The following is a 16,474-nucleotide window of genomic DNA, read 5'->3' on the forward strand; positions in this document are numbered from 1 at the left end:
CCATGCTCGAGTTCTATGGACAGAAACTCGCGTCCCGCCTTCTGCTGGGCACCGCGCTTTACCCCTCGCCTGCCATCATGGCGGAGGCGGTGAAAGCGTCCGGCACGGAGATCGTCACCGTGTCGCTCCGCCGCGAAACATCGGGCGGCAAAGCCGGCGGCCAGTTCTGGTCGCTTGTCCAGTCGCTCGGCGTTCGCGTGCTGCCCAACACCGCCGGCTGCCACTCGGTGGTGGAAGCGGTCACGACGGCGCGGATGGCGCGCGAGGTGTTCGGCACGGACTGGATCAAGCTCGAAGTGATCGGCAACCACGACACGCTGCAGCCCGACGTCTTCGGATTGGTCGAAGCCGCAAGGATCCTTGCCTCCGAAGGCTTCGAGGTGTTTCCCTATACGACCGACGACCTCATCGTCGCCGAGCGCCTGCTCGACGCCGGCTGCAGGCTCCTGATGCCCTGGTGCGCGCCGATCGGCTCCGCACGCGGGCCGCAGAACCCCAATGCGCTGCGAAGCCTGCGAGGCCACTTCCCCGGCATTCCGCTGATCGTCGATGCCGGCATCGGCCGGCCCTCGCATGCCGCGGCCGTGATGGAGCTCGGCTACGACGCGGTGTTGCTCAACACGGCCGTCGCCAGGGCAGGCGATCCCGCCGCCATGGCCGCGGCCTTCGGCAAGGCGGTCGAGGCCGGCCGCGAGGCCTATTGCGCCGGCCTGCTCGAGCCGCGCGACATGGCCGTTCCCTCCACCCCCGTCATCGGCATGGCAGCATTCTCATGAAGCTCGATCCGTTTTACCTGATCGTCGATTCCGCCGCTTGGATCGAACGTCTGGTGCCGCTCGGCGTGAAGCTGGTGCAGCTGCGCACTAAGGACCAGGACGAAGCTTCGCTGCGCCGAGAAATTCGCGCCTCGAAGGCAGTCTGTGACAGCCACGGCTGCCAGCTCATCGTCAACGACTACTGGCGCCTTGCGATCGAGGAAGATTGCGATTTCGTTCACCTCGGCCAGGAAGATCTGGCGGAGGCTGATGTGAAGGCGATCCGCAGGGCGGGCGTGAGGCTGGGCCTCAGCACTCACGACGGCTCCGAACTCGAAACCGCGCTCCAAGCCGAGCCGGACTATGTCGCGCTCGGACCGATCTACCCGACCATTCTCAAGGCGATGAAATGGGATCCGCAGGGGCTGGACCGCATCGCCGCCTGGAAGCAGCGCGTAGGCGAACTTCCGCTTGTGGCCATCGGCGGGCTCACCGTCGAGCGCGTAGCCGGTGTCTTCGCGCACGGCGCCCAAAGTGCGGCGGTCGTCACCGACATCACCCGCAACACGCACCCCGAGGCGCGGACGGCTGAATGGCTGGCGGCGACAGCCCAATGGCGTTGACGCCGCATGTGCTGATCGTCGCCGGCTGCGATTCAAGTGGCGGCGCGGGAACAGCCCGAGACGTCGAGACCGTATCCGCCTTTGGACTGCGCAGTTGCCTCGCCGTCACGGCCGTGACCGTCCAGACGCACTCGGCCGTCGAACACATCGAGCAGATGCCGCCGCAGCTTATCGCCGCCCAGATGCGCGCTGCCTTTGCTGCCAATCCGGTCGCAGCGGTCAAGATCGGCATGCTGGGGACCGCGGCAGCCATTGAGGCGGTCGGCTCTGTCCTGGCGGCCCATCCGAAGGTGCCGGTGGTCCTCGACCCTGTGCTTGCCTCGACCTCGGGACGCGGGTTGCTGGAGGACGATGCCGTCGACCTGTTGCGCCGTGATCTGATGCCGCTCTGCCGGCTCGTGACCCCCAACCTGATCGAGCTCGCAAGGTTGGTGGGAGCAGGCCCTGCGAAGGACGAAGAAGGCGCGTGCGTTCAAGGCGAGAACCTGTTGGCGAGGGTGGGGACCGCCGTGCTTGTCAAGGGCGGGCACGCGCACGGAGATCAAGCGAATGACTTTCTCATGCAGCCGGACCGTCGCGCAGTTCGGGTCGAAGCGCCTCGCGTCCATCGGGGGATGCGTGGCACCGGCTGCGTGCTGTCCAGCGCCATCGCAGCATCGTTAGCTCAAGGTCTGCCGTTGGAGGCGGCGGTACGGGGCGCCAAGACCTATGTTCTTGAACTCCTTCGTGGGGCGCGATGACGTTGAACGGGCGAGCGCAATGCGCATCTTGACCGATTCCCAGGAGGTCAGAGGCGCATGCCCTCCAGGTCCGAGCCGGCGATCTAACAAACCTTGGAGATCAAGGGCATCAACTCGTTACCGTCTGCTATTCACCTCGCTTCATAAGATGCTACCCCAACAATCTGGAAGCGGCCGGAAGCGAACGGTAACAAGTGGCGGCCCCGAGTTTGGCCTCCAGCATGGGCATGCAGCGCCAGTGTAGGCTTGTGTCGTCCGGGCAATGGTGGTTAGTCACTCGATGGTGCTGCGCCTCCAACTTGACGGGAGCAAACGCGGGGATCGCCTTTTGCCCAGCCCGTCAACGGGCCCGGAAGTTTCTGGCTTCGCTCAATTTCGGCAACGAAATCAAAGGTTATGGTGGGCCCGGAGGGACTCGAACCCCCAACCAAGCGGTTATGAGCCGCCGGCTCTAACCATTGAGCTACAGGCCCCACGCGGGCTGGCTTAGTGTTTTTCGCCGCCCGGCACAAGGCTTTCGAAAGCGCTGGCGGCAAATGCCAAAATCAGCTCATATTCGCTCCGTACAGCGGTGTGCGCGCCCATCAGGCGCGTGAACTGGTCCGGACTGCCCGCAACGCCGGGAATCGATGCCTTTTTCGAGTCTGGGCAGAGGTGATACCGGATCGCAGATTTCGAGGAGTTTTCATGACCAAATATCTTTTGCCTGTCGCGCTCGCTGCCGCGATCGCGTTTCCGGCGCTGGCAAGCGCCGCCGACACCCAGCCGCCTCCGCGAATTGTCGTCTCGGGCGAAGGCGAAGCGACTGTCGCGCCGGACATGGCGATCCTGACGCTCAGCGTCATGCGTGAGGCAAAGACCGCGCGCGCCGCGCTTGATGCCAACAATGATGCCATGGCGGCCGTGATCGCGGCGATGAAATCGGCCGGAATTGCCGATCGCGACCTGCAGACAGCCGGCATCCAGATCAATCCGCGCTACAATTACACCAACAAGGCGGACGGCAGCCAGGAAGCCGAACTCGTTGCCTACCAGGTGACGAACACACTGTCGGTGCGCGTGCGCGACGTCGACAAGACCGGCGACATCCTCGACAAGGCGGTGTCGCTCGGGGTCAACCAGGGCGGCGGCATCGCCTTCACCAATGATGATCCGAAGGCCACCATCACCGAGGCGCGCAAGAAGGCGGTTGCCGACGCGCTCGCCAAGGCCAAGACGCTCGCCGCGGCCGCCGGCGTCAACCTTGGCAAGGTGATCGAGATCACCGACCAGAACGTCGCGCCGGCGCCGATGCCGTTGAACGCCAAGGCTTTCGATGCCGCCCGCGCCGCCGTGCCGGTGCAGGCCGGCGAGAATTCCTACACCGTCCAGGTGACCGTCACGTTCGAGCTGAAATAGCTTGCCCGCCGCTTTGGTAATCCGACAAAAACAAAACCCCGGAGGACCGATCCTCCGGGGTTTATCTGAGCCACGCTTCAGCACTGGCCGAAGGGGCTCCACTACTCACAGGTGACGTCGGCGAGAGTCATCCTGCTCCCGACCTCGCAGAAGGTCAGCTGGTCCTGCAGAGGATCATGCCCAACCTGTCCTCGCAGGCTCCAGAAAAGCCTCAGCGATAGATGATCGGGCAGCCACGCTCGTTGGCGAAGACCACCACCACGCGGTCGCCATACTGACGGCCGGCCACCTTCACCGTTCGCCGGCTGATGTCGACGATGCGGACGCGGTGCAGGCCCATACGCTCGGCCTTGTCGAGCGCGCGGTCCGGCGAACAGCCGCGGCGGCGCCAGTCGCGATCGCGGCGGTAATAGCCATCATCGCCGGTGTAGACGCCGAAGCGCGGATCGTGATTGTTGCCGAAGCCGAGATAGAGGCTGTCCGCATGCGCCGCCGGGATGGCGCCGAGCGTGCCAAGCCCGACAAGGGCCGAAAGGGCTGCCGTCTTGATCTGGTTGAACATTGTCTCTCTCCTTGTTGTGGGCCTCTCGCCCTTGAACGGATGATTGGCGAACCAATGATTACAAAATGCCTTTTTGTGTCTGAACTTTGTGCGAACCGGCCGTTCATGTCCGGTTCATGTGGAAGAAAGGCAAAACCCCTCACCCGAATGCACTTCCAAATCTGACGCGGGGAACGCGTCACCGCGGCCCCAGTTCCCTCAAGTTTCAAGATGCGAACCCGTCAGGGTTCGTCATCAAGCACATAATCAAAATAGTCGTCCGGCTCGGCGAGATCCGTTTCCTTGGCCTTCACCCGGCCGCGGATCGAAATCCCGGCCTCATGCACGGTCTCGGCGCTTCCCGAAACCAGCTTGTGCCACCAATAGAGGTCGTTTCCCTCGGCGATGAGCCGGTAGGCGCATGTCTTGGGCAGCCAGGTGATGGTGCGCACATTCTGCGGTGTGAGGCCGACGCAATCGGGCACGCGCGCCAACCGGTTGGCATAATCCGAGCACAGGCATTTTTCGGCGTCGAACAGCCGGCAGCCGACGCTCGTCCAATAGATTTCGCCGGTATCCTCGTCCTCGAGCTTGGACAGGCAGCATTTGCCGCAGCCGTCACAGAGTGATTCCCATTCGGCCGGCGTCATGGCCTCGAGAGTCTTGGTTTTCCAAAATGGCGCATTCATGCGGCTGGATTTGGCCCTCCGGGACCTGTCGGTCAAGCACTGCTGTCACAGTGACCCAGTATCAACATTAGAAAAACACGAAATTGCCTTCAAAAGGCCGGCCGGGCATCCTTGGCTGACAACAATGCCCGGCGGAACCAATTGATGCTGTTGAAAGTTTGGGCAGCGATGGGACCCCAGTAGGAGAAAATCGATATGAAACGCCAACCACGGATTCTGGCAGGTACGGCAATCGGCCTGCTAATGGCATCCGCGCCGTTGGGCGCGTATCCGCTGCAGGCCGATCTCGGCCCTTCGCGGGGGACGCCGTTTATCCTAGCGCAGTCGAACTGCGCCGAAGGCCAATCGGCTGAGGAATGTGCGCAAGGCCAGCAGGGGCAAGCCGAGCAGCCGAGGAAAAAGAAGCGCGAGCAGCAGACGGAGTCGGCGCCGGCCGAACAGTCCGCCGAGCCAGAGCAGAAGCCGCGCCGGAAGCGGCAGGACCAGCAGCAGTCCGGCCAGGCGGAAGAGGCGGCCCCGGCGGAGCAGCAGCTCAAACCGCGCAAGAAACGCGATCAACAGCAGCAGATCGAGGCAGCCCCTGCCGATCAGGGCGGACAGGCTGCGACCGACGAGCAGCAACCGCGCAAGAAGAAGCGCCAGCAGCAGACCGAAACCGCTCCGGCCGAGCAGCCGGCCGAACAGGCCGCGCCGGCGAGCGACGAACAGCAGCCGCGCAGGAGGAAGCGCCAGCAGCAGCAAACCGAAACGGCCCCGGCAGAGCAGCCCGCCGAACAGGCGGCGCCGGCGAGCGACGAACAGCAGCCGCGCAGGAAGAAGCGCCAGCAGCAGCAAACCGAGACTGCACCGGCCGAGCAGCCTGCCGAACAGGCGGCGCCCGCCAACGACAACACGCCGCAAGACAAGCTGCGCAGGAAGAAGCGGGATCAGCAGCAAACCGAGACCGCCCCGGCCGAGCAGGCGCCGAAGACCGAAGCCCCTGCCGGCGAGGCACAGCAGGCCGAGCCACAGCAAAACAATCAGCAAGCAGCACCGGCCGAAGGCGAACAGCCTCTGGACAAGACCAAGAAGCGCAGACAGACGGTCGGCGAGCAGCCCGGCACCGGTCAGGCGGTGACGGGAGATCAACCTTCGACCAAGCAGCCCTCCAGCGAAGGCCAGGCAACCACCCAGCCCGCTACCGGTGAGCAGCCGGCTGAAGGCGGCGCGAACGCCGGCGCTGCCGCACAGGGCGAGACCCCTGCCAACGCGAACGAGGCTCCCATCCTCGACAGCCAGAAGGATGTCGTTCGCAAGCGCAAGGGCCGCCAGCCGGCCGGCCAGAACGAGAATGGCCAGGCCGGTGTCGAGCAAGGCGGCAACCAGGCTGGACAGCAGGGCGGCAATCAGGCCGAACAGCAGCAGCGGCCTGCCGCGGTCGATCAGGGGCCGCCGCCCACCGACGACAAGGCGGCCCAGCAGGCGATCAAGCCTGAGAAGCTTGTTCCGGTCACCGAGGAAAAGGGCAAGCGGATCGAGCTTACGCCCGAGCAGGTGGTCCGCGAGCGCCGCCGGCCCCAGGGCGCGGATGTGGTGAAGCAGTTCGGCGACCGCGTGATCCTCCAGTTCAACAACCAGACTTTCGTGGAAAGCAACGAGGCTCCTCGCATTACCCGTGGCGCCAGGGATGTCTATTACGAGGATCTGCCGCGCGGCCGCACCCGCGAGACCGTCGAGCGCGAGAATGGCGTCAAGATCGTCACCATCCGCAACCGCAATGGCGACATTGTCCAGCGTTCGCGCATCACGCCTGACGGGCGCGAATATGTCCTGAGCTATGTCGACGAGCGCTATTACCAGGATGTCGACGACTGGCGCGATCCAGGCGACGACCTGCCGCCGATGCGTCTCGACATATCGCGTCGGGACTACATCCTGGATTCGGAAGAAGTCGAGGATCCGGACGAGTATTACACCTTCCTCGAGCAGCCGCCGGTAGAGAGGGTCCAGCGTCTCTACTCGATCGACGAGGTCAAGCGCTCGGCCCGCGTGCGCGACATCGCCCGTCGTATCGACCTCGACACGCTCAACTTCGATTTCGGCTCGGCGACTCTTTCCGACACCGAAGTGCAGAAGCTCGAAGGCGTGGCCACCGCCATGGACAAACTTCTCAAGAAGAACCCGGCCGAGACCTTCCTGATCGAGGGCCACACCGACGCCGTCGGTACGCCTGACGCGAACCTCGCACTGTCGGATCGGCGTGCCGAGGCGGTCGCCGAAGCGTTGACCAACGCTTTTGGCGTCCCGGCCGAGAACCTCACGACACAGGGCTATGGCGAGGAATATCTCAAGGTGAATACGTCTAGCCCGAACCGCGAGAACCGTCGTGTCGCCATCCGCCGCATCACCTCGCTGGTGGCGCCTGTGGCGAGCAACGAGCAATGACTTGAAGATCCTGAGCCGATTTTCGGAATCGGCGCGACAAGATTGGGCCCGTCCGGATCCGGACGGGCCCTTTCTCTTGGAATTCAAGAAGAATTGTCCCGCTCATCCCGCCGTGCTCATTGAATCGCCGCATTGCGGCACCCAGATTCCAGTCAGGGCGTTCCCTGCCCTGTCCCGACTCCAGCGGGACACATGAGCCCCGCCGGCGCCCCTCTCCGGCGGGGCTTTATCTTGAAAATAAGTCCACCTGCCCGAGATACGGCCGAACCCCACAGAGCAATTCCAGGAGAGTGCGCAGCGGTTTTCGGAATTGCGTAGATCAGGGCGAAACCGCCCCGGAACATCTCAGGACGCGTCTCGAACTCGCGTCGAATCCATCGAAAGGCAGGAAGGGCGCCGCGGAATGAGGCGGCCGCGGGCTGTCAGTAGATCCTTCTGACCTTCGTCGGCGAGTTGGCGAACACTTCGTCCGGCACGAAAAAATCGCCGGCAAGCTGATCCGCCGCGCCTGGCGCATAGACCGAAAAGTCCGTGACGCCCTCGGCCCGCAGCACCTCTTCGTCGATGTAGAAATTGCCGGTCGCCTCGCGCGCCGGCCGCAGGAAGATCGCGCACGCGGCATCGGCCATGATGTCGGGCGAGCGGCTCATCGCAGCCACCGTGGCGCCACCCAGGAGATTGCGCACGGCGGCCGTGTCGATGGTCGAGATCGGCCATAGCGAATTGACGGCGATGCCGTCTTTGGCGAACTCGGCGCTCATGCCGAGCGTGCACATCGACATGCCGAACTTGGCCATCGTGTAGGCGACGTGGTTCTTGAACCACTTGGCCTTCATGTCGAGCGGCGGCGCCAGATTCAGGATGTGAGGATTGTTTGCCAACTTCAGGTGTGGAATGCACATTTTGGACACCAGGAACGTGCCGCGCGTGTTGATCTGGTGCATCAGATCGTAGCGCCTCATGTCGGTCTCCAGCGTGCCGGTAAGCTGGATGGCGCTGGCATTGTTGACGCAGATGTCGATGCCGCCGAACCGCTCGACGGTTTTTGCCACCGCCTCGCCGACCTGAGCCTCGTCGCGGATGTCGCAAAGCACCGGCAGCGCCTTGCCGCCGGCCTGCTCGATTTCTTCGGCCGCGCTGTAGATCGTGCCCGGCAGCTTCGGATGCGGCTCGGCGGTTTTGGCTGCAATCGTTACATTGGCGCCGTCGCGCGCCGCGCGCAGCGCGATCGCCAACCCAATCCCGCGCGATCCGCCCGAGATGAATAGCGTCTTTCCCTTGAGCGACATGTCTCGGCTCCCTCTGCAACAGTGAGGCAACTTGCGCGGCGGGCAGCCGTGGCGCAAGGCCCAACGCACCGGTCGGAGGTTACGCAGCGTCGTGCTGAAAGGGTCTAGACCAGCACCAGCCCTTGCCGCATCGCGATGGCGATCGCATCGGTGCGGTTGGCGGCGCCGAGCTTGATCAGGATCGCGGCGACGTGGAATTTCGCCGTGTGGACGGAGATGTTGAGCCGCCGGGCGATTACCTTGTTGGGCGCGCCTTCCGCCAGCAGCGCGAGCACTTCAGCTTCGCGCGGCGACAACGCCGCGCGGGGCTGGTTGTCGTCGGGCGTCTCGTCCTCGGACACCCCCGCGTGGAACTCGCCATGTGCACCAAGATCGGACGGTCCTGCCCGGCCGATGCGATAGCCGGACGCCGCCAAGCGCAAGGCGGCGGCAATCAGCAGGCCGTCGGCGGAGGCCGGCAGCGTCGCAAACACATTGCCGCCCGGCCTTTCATGGCCGGCGCGACGCGACAGCAGCACACATGGCGTTGCCGGGCTCACGGCCCGGCTTTCCGAAGCAGCCTCATCGACCAAGGCGACATCCGCCGTTTGACCCATGCCGCTCCCGGCGAGGATCGGCAGCAGGTCCTCGCTCGCCGCAAGCGCATCGACCAGTTGCTCGGCGCGGGCCGCGTCGCCGAGCGCGATCAGCACCGTCAGCCGGGTGCTTGCCGGCTCCGGTCGAGCAATCGTTTGTATCGCGCTGCTTGCCATCGGCCTCTCAGCTCAACGGCTTTTCGCCGATGGTGATCGAAACATCGCGCTCAGCGCCGCCGCTCAAGATACCGAGCGTCACGGTGGTGCCGGCGCTGTCCGGCCCGAGCTTGCGGATCAGCTCGCGCGGCCCATGCACGGCCTCGCCATTCCAGGTGACGATGATGTCGCCGACATGCAGGCCGGCGGCTTTCGCCGGGCCGCTGTCGTCGAGGCTCATCACCATGGCGCCGTGGGTGTCGCTGTTGCGGATCGGGTGCAGCCCGGCACCGAGATAGCCGCGCGCGACATGTCCCTTCTCGCGCAGCGTCGCAACCGCCCGCTCGATCGTCTCGTAAGGCATGACCAGCGCCCGCCGGCGCGGCCCGAACAAGAGCATGCCGATCAGGCCGCCCTTGGCATCGAGCACCGGACCGCCCTCGAAGCGGCCGCCGGCGTTGATGGCCAGATTGATGCGCCGTTCGATCGCGCCGCCGCGCATCGAGCGCCAGGCGGGCCCGACCTCGCCGACCGTGCCAAAGACCGCAAGTGCTGCCCCTTCGCTATTGCCGACGGCGATCGCCACGTTGCCGGGGCGCACGGCAGCGGCCTCAGCCAGTTGCGGCAGACCGGCGGCGGAAGCCGGCTTCAGCAGGGCAACGCCCGTCGAAGGATCTCGGCCGGCAAGCTCGGCCTTCACAGTTTCGCCCGAGGCCAGCGTCAGTTCGATCTCCTCTCCGGCTTCGACCGCTTCCTCCGCGGTAACAAAGAAGCCGTCGCGCCAGTGGAAGGCGCTCGCGGTGCGGTGGTGATGCGTAGCGAAGCTTGCCAGCGCCGGCGCGGCGGCCGCCGCGACATCGGCAACGGCATCGGAAAAGGCACTAAGGTTGAAGTTGCTCATATCGATGATCTCCTGGGTTCTGTGACCCAGATATCGCTCCATGGCCCCGCCGCGAATACTCGCCTGACGGCTAGTCGAGTGCCTGACTGGCCATGTGGTCAGGTCGCGGCAATTGCTGCCGCTCCGCACATATAGGCATCGTTTGCGCCAGATCACACGGGAGCCCCACCCATGGCCTTCGCCGTCGAAAAACTCCAATCCGATGACGCCTTGCTCGACGCCTACTCGGCGACGGTCGCTGACGCCGTCGATCGAATCGGACCGGCCGTGTGCCGCATCGAGCGCATTGGTGCCGGCGGCCATGGCTCGGGCTTCGTGATCGCTCAGGACGGGCTGGTCGTCACCAATTTCCACGTCGTCAACGACGCCCGCGACGTTCGCGTCACGATGCCGGATGGCGCTTCGCGCGAGGGGCGCGTGCTTGGCCGCGATCCCGACACCGACATTGCGCTGGTTCGCGCCGACGGCAGCTTCGCCGACATCGCCCCGCTCGGCGATTCCAAGCGCCTCAGGCGCGGCCAGATCGCGATCGCCATCGGCAATCCGCTCGGCTTCGAATGGACCGTCACCGCCGGCGTCGTCTCGGCGCTCGGCCGCTCAATGCGCGCCTCGACCGGCAGGCTGATCGACGACGTCATTCAGACGGACGCCGCGCTCAACCCCGGCAATTCCGGCGGACCGCTGGTGTCGTCGGCTGGCGAAGTCGTCGGTGTCAACACCGCCATGATCCACGGCGCGCAAGGCATTGCCTTCGCGGTCGCCTCCAACACCGCCAATTTCGTCATTTCCGAGATCATCCGCTTCGGCCGCGTGCGCCGCGCCTTCATCGGCGTCTCTGCCGATACGACCAACCTGCCGCGCCGTGCCGCACTTCTCTCGCAGGTCACGACCAACACGGCCGTGCGCCTGCGCAGTGTCGAGAAGAACGGCCCCGCCGCGAGGGCTGGCCTGAAGGAAGGCGACATCATCGCCGCTCTCGACGGCCGACCGGTCACCGGCGTCGATGATCTCGTGCGCATGCTCGACGCCGACCGCATCGGTCGCGAGACGCTCTGCACCGTCGTGCGCCGCACCGGCGTCAGCCAGGTCGCCGTGACGCCGGTGGCGCGGACGAACTGAGACCCGCTGTCCGGCCTAGCTCCCGGCCGCACCTTTGGCGTATTGCGCCAGGAATTCTTCGCTCGGCGCAATAGGCTTGATCACGTCGATCAGCACGCCGTTGGGGTCCTTGGTGATGAAATGGCGCTGGCCGAAGGGCTCGTCGCGCAAGGTGCGCAGGATCGGCAGGCCTGCGGCCACGATGCGCTCATAGACGGCGTCGGGATCGCGGACCTCGAAATTGATCAGCAGGCCGGACGTGCGTCCCCGGCCCTCCTCAGGGATCGTCTCATGGTCCCCGTCGACGATGCCGAGATTGACGCGGCGATCCTCGGCCGACTGCAGATGGACGTACCAGTCGCTGTCGAACAGCGCCTTGAAGCGGAAATGCTCGACATAAAAGGCCGCCGTGGCGGCGACGTCGCCGGTCATCAGCACCGGATAATAGCTGGTCGTCTTCATCTTTCTTTCTCCTGCCATCCAACATACAGTCTGTATGTAAGTGCAAATTAACATACAGGCTGTATGTATGCAACCAGAGTCTGGACGCCGCTCCAACCGCGACCGCACCGAGGCAACGCGCGCCGATCTGATCCGCGCGGCGCGAAAATTGTTCACGGAAAAATCCTATGCGGAGACGGGCACGCCGGAGATCGTGGCCGCCGCCGGCGTGACGCGTGGGGCGCTCTATCATCATTTTGCCGACAAGCAGGCGTTGCTCGCCGCGGTCGTCGAACAGGAGGCAGCGACCGTCGCAGCGGAGATCGACCGCGCCTCGCCCGCCTCGCTCTCGGCCCGCGATGCCTTGATCTCCGGCTCCGACGCCTATCTCGCAGCGATGCGCGCGCCCGGCCGCACGCGGCTTTTGCTGCTCGATGGGCCGGCCGTGCTTGGCCGCGCGGCGATGGACGAGATCGACAACCGCCACGGCAACCGCTCGCTGCGCGAAGGCCTGATCGCAGCCATGCGCGCGCGCTCGATGGTCAAGCTGCCGGCCGAGGCGCTGACCGCGGTGCTGGCCGCCGCCTTCGATCGCGCGGCTTTGGCCATCGAGGCCGGCGCATCGGCCGAGGAGTATCGCGCCGTGCTGATGGCGCTCATGGACGGCTTGTCTCCGGCTCCTCCTCCGTCCAAACGCCCGGCTCCTGCTCGTTGAAGCAGCCGAGCTGCCGCTTGAACTCGTCGATGAGCCACGACGCCGCCGGCTTGGGGCTCCGGTCGTTGCGGTGCATCGCGTACATCGGCGCACGCACCTCGCGATAAGGCTCGAGATCGAGCTCGACCAGCCGCCCGCTGGCGATGTCGTCGGCAATCAGCCAGCGCGGCAAGCCTCCCCAGCCGAGACCCTCACGCATCAGGGCATGCTTGGTGCGCACGTCCGTCAGCCGCCAGGTGCGATAGGCAAACACGCCATAGTCGCGGCCCCGCGTCCGCTCCGACTGGTCGGAGACGACAAGCTGGATGTGGTCGCGCAGATCTTCGATCGCAATTGGCTTCGGCAGTTTCGCCAGCGGATGGTCGGGTGCGGCAGCCGGCACCAGCGAGATGAAGCCGATGCGCAGCAGATTGACGTCCGCATCGCCTTGCAGGCCGCCAAAGCCGAGGTCCGACTGGCCGTTGACGACCTGATCGACGATCAGGCCGAGCGAACCGATATAGAGGCGCAGCATCACCGCCGGGAACTGAGCCTCGAAGGCCTTGAGCACCCGCACGAGCGCCGGCGAAGGCAGCGCCACGTCGACGGACAGGTTTACTTCCGCCTCCAGCCCTTGCCTGTAGCCGTCGGCGCGCGAGCGGATGCGCTGCAGCACGCCGATCATGCGCCGCGCGTCCTCCAGCATGGCCTTGCCGACATCGGTCAGTTGCGGCTCGCGCAGGCCTTCGCGCTCGAACAGCTTCAGGCCCAGTTGCGCTTCGAGATTGGCGATGCCGTAGCTCACCACCGATTGCGCCCTGTTTAGCTTACGCCCCGCGGCTGAGAAGCTGCCGGTGTCGGCCACCGCCACCAGGATCTGCAATTGGTCGAGCGTCGGATTTGGCTGCATGAGCAATCCATATTCTCGATGGGTACCATGCAAATTATACCAGTTTTCCGGATAGAGCCGCAACCCCATATGACTCGGGCAAGTTCAATCCAATCAAAGGGGACACCGCCATGTCCATACTGCTTGTTACCTCCAGCCCGCGCGGCGCCGCCTCGCACTCGACCCGCGTCGCCACCGATCTTGCTCAGAAGCTGGCCGCCGCCGATCCGTCCAACACACTTGTCGTGCGCGACTTGGTCGCCGATCCGCTGCCGCATATCGATCCCGACTACGCCACCGGCATCTATACCCCCGCCGAGGCGCGCAGCCCGCGTCAGGCCGAGGTGGTCGGCGTGTCCGACGCGGTGCTCGACGAGCTGTTCGCGGCCGACACGATTATCCTCGCCACCGGTTTCATCAACTTCAACATTTCCTCGACGTTGAAGTCGTGGATCGACCACGTCGCACGCTCGGGCAGGACTTTTGCTTATGGTGAGAATGGCCCGAAGGGCCTGGTCGCCGGCAAGAAGGTCTATATCGTGCTTGCTTCGGGCGGCATCTATTCCGAGGGTGCCGCGGTGCAGATGGATCACGCCATCCCCTACCTGCGCGGCGTGCTTGCCTTCCTGGGCATGACGGACGTCGAAGTGATCCGCGTCGAAGGCGTCGGCATGGGGGCCGACGCGGTCACCGCCGCGCTTGCCAAGGCCACCGCCAAGGTGGATGCGATCGCGGCCGCGGCTGCTAACGCGGACGGGATCGCCGTGGCCGCGTAATCATTGCCCTGAGAACGGAAAAACCCTGAGAATGAAAAGGCGGGCGCCGATCGGCGCCTGCCTTTTTTGCATGTTCGTCGAGCCGTGCCGATCTGGAACGACTGTTTCTTCCCGCTGGTGCTGATCACCTCCGGCAATTTGAGGAAACTGCCGCCGGGGCTGACGGTGTTCGTCGGCGAAATTCACCGCCGACTAGCTGTTCACCGGGCTGACACTGGCGGCGCTGCCGATTACCCTGTTCTATATCGTGCCGTCGAGCGGTTCATTGCCGGCATCGCCCAAGCGGTCGAACAGGACGCGGTCGAACAGGGCGCGTTCGGATAGCGAAGAGATCAGGATCAGGGCATCAAAAAGTGGCAAGCCAGAACAAGATCATCATCACCTGCGCGGTCACAGGCTCGATCCACACGCCGTCAATGTCGCCGCACTTGCCGGTGACGGCCGAGGAGATCGCGACCGCCGCTATCGAGGCGGCCGAGGCGGGTGCCGCGATCGTCCACCTTCATGCCCGCAATCCGGTCGACGGACGCCCCGACCAGTCGACCGAGGCGTTCGCCCCTTTCCTGCAGGTCATCAAGCAGCGCTCCAACTGCGTCGTCAACATCACCACCGGTGGTGCGGCGACGATGAGCGTGGAGGAACGCGTCAGGCCCGCGAAAGTCTTCGCGCCCGAGGTCGCCTCGCTCAACATGGGCTCGATGAACTTCGCGCTGTTTCCGATGCTGGAGCGCTTCAAGACGTTCGAGCATGAGTGGGAGCGGCCCTATCTCGAATCGTCGCGCGACCGGATCTTCCGCAACACTTTCGGCGATATCGAGCACATATTGCGCACCTGCGCCGACAACGGCACGCGCTTCGAGATCGAGTGCTACGACATCGGCCATCTCTATACCCTGGCGCATTTCGTCGAGCGCGGGCTGGTGAAGGCACCGTTCTTCGTCCAGAGCGTGTTCGGCATCCTCGGCGGAATCGGCACGCATCCGGAGGACGTCGCCCATATGAAGCGCACGGCCGATCGGCTGTTCGGCAACGACTATCACTGGTCGGTGCTGGGCGCCGGCCGCCACCAACTGCCGATCGCCACGCAGGCGATCGCGCTGGGCGGCAATGTGCGGGTTGGCCTGGAGGACTCGTTATGGATCGGCAAGGGCAAGCTTGCCCGCTCGAGCGCCGAACAAGTAACGAAGGTCCGCCAGATCATCGAGGGCCTCGGCGCCTCGATCGCCACGCCCGACGAGGCGCGGCAGATCCTGCAGCTGAAGGGCGGCGACAAAGTCGCGTTCTGATCCCGGCAAAAAAAGAACCCTGCGGCAACGGCTATCCAAACATCCGCTCGCCCTGCTCGTCGACGAGCTGGATGCCCTTCTTGATCGAGATGTCGACCGCATCGTCCAGCCCGGCGAAACGGTCGGCGCGGATGAAGCGGTGCTCCTTCATCACGCCGTCCACTTCCTTGGAGACGACGCCGCAGGTCTGGTACTGGCCGTCCGCCTTGTAGGGCGTGGCGCTGATCAGGAAGCCCTTGTGCTCGACCTGCTTTGCCGGCTTCGCGGCTCCGGTGTCCGTCGCTTCACCACCGCCGCCGCCGAAAAGACGTTTCAGAAAAGACATAGCGCATCCTCCAGCGGCAAATCGTCCTGCATCACATAGCGTGCCGCAGGACGATTTTCACTACAGCATGAACCCGAAAACTGTGCAGCGGTTTTCGGGAAGATCATGCTCACACAAAGATAAACGGGATGACTTTTGGAAGTCATCCCGCTTTGACGGTCATCGGTCGAGCCAGCAATAGCCCGTTCAGTGCCGGGCGACTCAGCGACGTGAGAGGGCCTCGAGCGCTGCGGCGGCGTCTTCCAGAATGCTGATCGCCTCGGCCTGCTTGTCCTCCGGCGCATCGACGATATCGCTGAGCGCGGCGCGTAGGCGGTGGCGCAGTGCGCGGAACCGGTCGCGCTTTTCGTGACGGCCGCGCCGGCCGACGTCCTCGCCCTCGTCGTTCCAGCCGAACCAGTCGCGCGCCTTGGCCATCTTGCGGCCGAACCGCTCGAGGTGGTCGAGCACGTGATCGATCATCTCGCGATTTTGCTCGAGATGCGCCCTGCCCGCCTCGGTGATCGAGAACACCTTCTTGTTGCCTTCGCTTGACGAGACGGCATAGCCGGCCTCTTCGAGAAAGGTCAGCGTCGGATAGACCACGCCCGGGCTCGGGCTGTAGATGCCGCTGGTGCGTTCCTCCAGCGCCTTGATGATGTCGTAGCCGTGCCGCGGCGCCTCGGCCAGAAGCGACAGCGTGATCAGCTTGAGATCGCCGTCGGCCAACATGCGGCCGGCGCGGAACATGTCGCCCGGACCGCCGCGGCCGCCGCCGCGCATGCCCTGGCCGAAGGGACCAAAGCCGCCGCCGCGACCACCGAAACGACCGGCCATATGCATGAATATGCGCTGACCGAAATGGTTGTGCCCGAAGGGATTATGCTTGTGCATG

The 16,474-nt window shown here is 64.8% G+C and carries 20 protein-coding genes and 1 tRNA gene; 10 read left to right on the top strand and 11 right to left on the bottom strand.

Going from position 1 to position 16,474, the window contains the following annotated elements; genetic code table 11:
* The first annotated feature begins 2 nt into the window (after positions 1-2).
* From EOD29_RS03330 to EOD29_RS03340, 3 genes are read left to right on the top strand one after another with little or no spacing between them, the layout of a single operon-like run.
* A complete protein-coding gene (locus EOD29_RS03330; protein WP_127245919.1) occupies positions 3-776 on the top strand; it encodes a thiazole synthase in 774 nt (257 codons plus the stop codon).
* Positions 773-1,378: a thiamine phosphate synthase gene (locus tag EOD29_RS03335; RefSeq protein WP_127245920.1), complete on the top strand. Its 606-nt coding sequence runs from the start codon at positions 773-775 to the stop codon at positions 1,376-1,378. Before EOD29_RS03330 ends, EOD29_RS03335 begins: the two co-directional genes overlap by 4 nt.
* On the top strand, positions 1,369-2,118 hold the full coding sequence (locus EOD29_RS03340; protein WP_127246141.1) for a hydroxymethylpyrimidine/phosphomethylpyrimidine kinase: 750 nt from the start codon (positions 1,369-1,371) through the stop codon (positions 2,116-2,118). Before EOD29_RS03335 ends, EOD29_RS03340 begins: the two co-directional genes overlap by 10 nt.
* Before the next feature lie 397 nt (positions 2,119-2,515).
* Here EOD29_RS03340 and EOD29_RS03345 read toward each other — a convergent pair.
* Positions 2,516-2,591, bottom strand: a tRNA-Ile gene (locus EOD29_RS03345).
* 214 nt (positions 2,592-2,805) lie between these two features.
* Here EOD29_RS03345 and EOD29_RS03350 point away from each other — a divergent pair.
* Positions 2,806-3,516 carry an SIMPL domain-containing protein gene (locus EOD29_RS03350; RefSeq protein ID WP_095801601.1) on the top strand — a complete coding sequence of 237 codons (711 nt, stop codon included), beginning with the start codon at positions 2,806-2,808 and terminating at the stop codon, positions 3,514-3,516.
* A 211-nt stretch (positions 3,517-3,727) separates the two neighbouring features.
* On the opposite strand, the gene EOD29_RS03355 is transcribed toward EOD29_RS03350, so the two are convergent.
* From EOD29_RS03355 to EOD29_RS36990, 3 genes are all read right to left on the bottom strand, one after another.
* A complete protein-coding gene (locus EOD29_RS03355; RefSeq protein ID WP_095779689.1) occupies positions 3,728-4,078 on the bottom strand; it encodes a hypothetical protein in 351 nt (116 codons plus the stop codon).
* A gap of 221 nt (positions 4,079-4,299) precedes the next feature.
* Complete coding sequence (locus tag EOD29_RS03360; protein WP_127245921.1) at positions 4,300-4,746, bottom strand: YcgN family cysteine cluster protein; 447 nt, start codon at positions 4,744-4,746, stop codon at positions 4,300-4,302.
* A 315-nt stretch (positions 4,747-5,061) separates the two neighbouring features.
* Positions 5,062-5,874, bottom strand: coding sequence for a hypothetical protein (locus EOD29_RS36990; RefSeq protein WP_245475206.1), 813 nt, complete (start codon positions 5,872-5,874; stop codon positions 5,062-5,064).
* Between EOD29_RS36990 and EOD29_RS36995 the strand changes: the two genes are divergently transcribed.
* The gene (locus EOD29_RS36995; protein ID WP_245307586.1) at positions 5,860-7,170 is read left to right on the top strand and encodes an OmpA family protein; all 1,311 of its coding nucleotides are present in this window, start codon (positions 5,860-5,862) and stop codon (positions 7,168-7,170) included. The two genes, EOD29_RS36990 and EOD29_RS36995, sit on opposite strands and share 15 nt — an antisense overlap.
* Before the next feature lie 422 nt (positions 7,171-7,592).
* On the opposite strand, the gene EOD29_RS03370 is transcribed toward EOD29_RS36995, so the two are convergent.
* The 3 genes from EOD29_RS03370 to EOD29_RS03380 all read right to left on the bottom strand — a co-directional run bounded on the left by EOD29_RS03370 (position 7,593) and on the right by EOD29_RS03380 (position 10,091).
* Positions 7,593-8,459, bottom strand: coding sequence for an NAD(P)-dependent oxidoreductase (locus tag EOD29_RS03370; RefSeq protein WP_095801603.1), 867 nt, complete (start codon positions 8,457-8,459; stop codon positions 7,593-7,595).
* A gap of 104 nt (positions 8,460-8,563) precedes the next feature.
* Positions 8,564-9,211 carry a helix-turn-helix transcriptional regulator gene (locus tag EOD29_RS03375; RefSeq protein ID WP_067326819.1) on the bottom strand — a complete coding sequence of 216 codons (648 nt, stop codon included), beginning with the start codon at positions 9,209-9,211 and terminating at the stop codon, positions 8,564-8,566.
* A 7-nt stretch (positions 9,212-9,218) separates the two neighbouring features.
* Complete coding sequence (locus EOD29_RS03380) at positions 9,219-10,091, bottom strand: S1C family serine protease (RefSeq protein WP_067326816.1); 873 nt, start codon at positions 10,089-10,091, stop codon at positions 9,219-9,221.
* A gap of 171 nt (positions 10,092-10,262) precedes the next feature.
* Between EOD29_RS03380 and EOD29_RS03385 the strand changes: the two genes are divergently transcribed.
* Positions 10,263-11,210: a trypsin-like peptidase domain-containing protein gene (locus EOD29_RS03385; RefSeq protein WP_127245923.1), complete on the top strand. Its 948-nt coding sequence runs from the start codon at positions 10,263-10,265 to the stop codon at positions 11,208-11,210.
* 15 nt (positions 11,211-11,225) lie between these two features.
* On the opposite strand, the gene EOD29_RS03390 is transcribed toward EOD29_RS03385, so the two are convergent.
* The gene (locus tag EOD29_RS03390; protein WP_127241546.1) at positions 11,226-11,651 is read right to left on the bottom strand and encodes a VOC family protein; all 426 of its coding nucleotides are present in this window, start codon (positions 11,649-11,651) and stop codon (positions 11,226-11,228) included.
* A 67-nt stretch (positions 11,652-11,718) separates the two neighbouring features.
* Between EOD29_RS03390 and EOD29_RS03395 the strand changes: the two genes are divergently transcribed.
* Positions 11,719-12,345 (top strand): TetR/AcrR family transcriptional regulator, encoded by a 627-nt coding sequence (locus tag EOD29_RS03395; protein ID WP_127241547.1) that lies wholly within the window; start codon positions 11,719-11,721, stop codon positions 12,343-12,345.
* Here EOD29_RS03395 and EOD29_RS03400 read toward each other — a convergent pair.
* The gene (locus tag EOD29_RS03400; RefSeq protein ID WP_127245924.1) at positions 12,287-13,234 is read right to left on the bottom strand and encodes a LysR family transcriptional regulator; all 948 of its coding nucleotides are present in this window, start codon (positions 13,232-13,234) and stop codon (positions 12,287-12,289) included. The two genes, EOD29_RS03395 and EOD29_RS03400, sit on opposite strands and share 59 nt — an antisense overlap.
* A 110-nt stretch (positions 13,235-13,344) precedes the next feature.
* Between EOD29_RS03400 and EOD29_RS03405 the strand changes: the two genes are divergently transcribed.
* The 3 genes from EOD29_RS03405 (at position 13,345) to EOD29_RS03415 (ending at position 15,275) form a co-directional block, all read left to right on the top strand.
* Positions 13,345-13,989 (top strand): FMN-dependent NADH-azoreductase, encoded by a 645-nt coding sequence (locus EOD29_RS03405; protein WP_067326803.1) that lies wholly within the window; start codon positions 13,345-13,347, stop codon positions 13,987-13,989.
* An 84-nt stretch (positions 13,990-14,073) separates the two neighbouring features.
* Positions 14,074-14,313 carry a hypothetical protein gene (locus tag EOD29_RS03410; protein WP_067326800.1) on the top strand — a complete coding sequence of 80 codons (240 nt, stop codon included), beginning with the start codon at positions 14,074-14,076 and terminating at the stop codon, positions 14,311-14,313.
* A gap of 29 nt (positions 14,314-14,342) precedes the next feature.
* Positions 14,343-15,275, top strand: coding sequence for a 3-keto-5-aminohexanoate cleavage protein (locus EOD29_RS03415; protein ID WP_095826523.1), 933 nt, complete (start codon positions 14,343-14,345; stop codon positions 15,273-15,275).
* A 31-nt stretch (positions 15,276-15,306) separates the two neighbouring features.
* Here the strand turns inward: EOD29_RS03415 and EOD29_RS03420 are convergent, their stop codons facing one another.
* Both EOD29_RS03420 and EOD29_RS03425 read right to left on the bottom strand, forming a co-directional pair.
* The gene (locus EOD29_RS03420) at positions 15,307-15,600 is read right to left on the bottom strand and encodes an HlyU family transcriptional regulator (RefSeq protein ID WP_067326794.1); all 294 of its coding nucleotides are present in this window, start codon (positions 15,598-15,600) and stop codon (positions 15,307-15,309) included.
* Positions 15,601-15,801: 201 nt separating this feature from the next.
* Positions 15,802-16,473, bottom strand: coding sequence for a PadR family transcriptional regulator (locus EOD29_RS03425; RefSeq protein WP_095823214.1), 672 nt, complete (start codon positions 16,471-16,473; stop codon positions 15,802-15,804).
* Position 16,474 lies beyond the last annotated feature (1 nt).

The sequence above is a fragment of the Mesorhizobium sp. M1A.T.Ca.IN.004.03.1.1 genome, from assembly GCF_003997555.1.
Lineage (GTDB): Bacteria > Pseudomonadota > Alphaproteobacteria > Rhizobiales > Rhizobiaceae > Mesorhizobium.